The organism is Streptomyces sp. NPDC058964, assembly GCF_042741275.1.
Classification (GTDB): domain Bacteria; phylum Actinomycetota; class Actinomycetes; order Streptomycetales; family Streptomycetaceae; genus Streptomyces.
Genome location: NZ_JBHYKH010000816.1, coordinates 1 through 2,523, shown reverse-complemented (window position 1 = coordinate 2,523; position 2,523 = coordinate 1). Strand labels below are relative to the sequence as shown.

Genomic DNA, 2,523 nt, shown 5'->3' with positions numbered 1-2,523 from the left:
TATAAACAAATCCCAGCCCCCCAGACAGAGAAAAAAATCGGGGGGGGGGGGGGGGTGGGGTTGCTCCGACGGGGCGGGGCCGCCGGCCCGGGCGGCGCCCGCCCGCGGCCGCCCCCCCCCCCCGCCCCCGCGGGGAGAAGGCATCCGGCGGGCGCTCCGGCGTACGCGCGGGGCGTCAGGCGCGTTCTGTGGTTGAACAGTTGAGCTGTTGAGCCCCCTGAGGGATGGAAACCCCACGAAGTTGGGTAAAAACGCTGTGGCGGCGCCACAGTTCATGATTCCCTCTAAATCACCAACGCAGCCCCTCGGACGTCCTGCAGACACCTTTTCCCCGGCCGGGCCTGCGGGGCCCACCGGGCGGACGTGGTCGATCTCCCGGTACCGACCGAGGTGCGCCGGGCCACACCCCCTTCTCCTCCTTGCGTGCTAGCGGAGCCGATCCATGCTCACGACCCTGAACACCTCCTACACCGACACGCGCGCGGCCGACCTGGCCTGGGCCCTGGGGCGCGAGCCGCTTCCCGCCCTGGCCACGCTCGACCTCGAACTGACCGGGTCCAAGCTTCAGTTGCGACTCCTCGGTGCGTCCCACCAGGTGATCCTGGAGGAGGAGCAGGGGGGTTGTTCGGAGACGGTGGCGTGCATCCCCGGGTCCAGCACGCCCCTGCCGCTGGGTGTCGCCAAACGGGTCGGCGACTGGGAGTACGAGTTCGCGGCCCGCGTGGAGGTGCTCTCGCCCGGCTCCTTCGCGGGCCGCGCCCAGGAGTTGCTGGCCCTCGTGTCCGACCACCCGCAGGGCCTGGCCGGGGTCTTCCCCGGCAGTCCGCACGCCTTCACGGCGATGCTCGCCCAACGGCACGAGGGCCAGGTGCACTGGCGCACCTGGCACGCGTATCCGCAGGACGGACAGCTGGTGGCGACCAGGACGCGGGTGGGCGTACGGGTGCCGGCGGCTCAACTCGGCTAGGGGGAAGTCCCGTAGGGCCACCAGCAGGACGACATAAACACTACGTGTGTCAAGGTTCCGTAGTTCCACACGTGTGGGTGACGAAGCGTACCGAGGGTGTGACGTAACGTCGCAGAGTGATCGAACCGCACGCGCCCGCCCGACCCGGCACGCCGCCGCCCTGGGGTGTCCCAGTGGCGCTGCCCGTACGGCCGGGGACCGGGCGGTTCCTGGTCCTGGCGTGCGTCTTCGTCTGCGCGGCCTGCGGACTCGTGTACGAACTCGAACTCGTCGCCCTCGCCTCCTACTTGATCGGCGACTCGGTCACCCAGGCGTCCGTCGTCCTGTCCGTCATGGTCTTCGCGATGGGCATCGGCTCCCTCGCCGCGAAACGACTGCGCTGGCACGCGGCCGCCGCCTTCGGCGCGGTGGAGGCGGCGCTCGCGCTCACCGGCGGCTGCAGCGCGATGACGCTGTACGCCGTCTTCGCCTGGACCGGGGGCTGGGGCGGTCTGTGGGCCAACGGCCCCCGCTGCCTCCTGGTCGCCTTCTCCCTCGCCATCGGTCTGCTCATCGGCGCGGAGGTCCCGCTGCTGATGGAGCTGATCCAGCGCATCCGGCGTCAGGACGCGGGCGGCGCGGTGGCCGACCTGTTCGCGGCGGACTACGTGGGCGCGCTGGTCGGCGGCCTCGCCTTCCCCTTCCTTCTGCTGCCCTTCCTGGGCCAGTTGACCGGCGCGCTGCTCACCGGCACGGTCAACGTCGTCGCCGGGGGCGCCCTGGTCCTCGGCCTGTTCCGCCGCGACCTCACCGGGCGCGCCCGCTGGCTGCTGCTGATCGCCAACGTCACCGTCCTCGGGGTCCTCGCCTCCGCCGCCGTACTCGTCGACGACTTCGAACGGGCCGCCCGGCAGGCGGTGTACGGCAAGGACGTACGGGTCGCCCTTCAGACGGACGTCCAGGAGGTGGTCCTCACCGGCGGCACCCACGGCCGGCCGCTCGACCTCTTCCTGGACGGCCGGCTGCGGGTCGGGGGCCGTGACGAGCGCCGCTACCACGAGGCACTGGTCCAGCCCGCGATGTACGGCCCCCACGCGCGCGTGCTGATCCTCGGCGGCGGGGACGGGCTGGCTGCGCGTGAGGTGCTGCGCCACGCGGACGTGCGTCGGGTCGACGTGGTCGAACTCGACCCGGGACTCGTGCGGCTGGCCCGCCGCGACCCGGCGCTGTCGCGCCTCAACGCCCACGCGTACGACGACGACCGCGTCCATGTCATCACCGCGGACGCGTTCTGCTGGCTGCGCAGGGCGCCCGTCACGGCGTACGACGTCGTGATCGCCGACCTGCCCGACCCCGGCATCACCGCCAGCACGAAGCTGTACTCCCAGGAGTTCTACGGACTGGCCCGGCGTGTCCTGGCCGGCGGCGGACGTCTGGCGGTGCACGCGGGCCCCGTCTCGGCCCGCCGCCACGTCTTCTGGACGGTGGACGCCACCCTCCGCGCGGCGGGATTCACCACCTCCCCCTACCGGGTCCCCGGCCACGACTCCGGCTTCGTCCCGGTCCCGGCCGAGCGG

Annotated in this window: 2 protein-coding genes; both read left to right on the top strand. The window is 72.1% G+C overall.

Annotation, left to right across the window (positions count from 1 at the left end):
- The first annotated feature begins 442 nt into the window (after positions 1 to 442).
- A complete protein-coding gene (locus ACFW2E_RS45140) occupies positions 443 to 967 on the top strand; it encodes a DUF2617 family protein (protein ID WP_384477511.1) in 525 nt (174 codons plus the stop codon).
- Between the two features lie 116 nt (positions 968 to 1,083).
- The coding region (locus tag ACFW2E_RS45135) for a polyamine aminopropyltransferase (protein WP_384477508.1) at positions 1,084 to 2,523 on the top strand (1,440 nt) is incomplete at its 3' end.

Excerpts from the sequence above, each read along its gene's own strand:
- ACFW2E_RS45140 (WP_384477511.1), top strand. The coding sequence starts at position 443 with ATGCTCACGACCCTGAACACCTCCTACACCGACACGCGCGCGGCCGAC.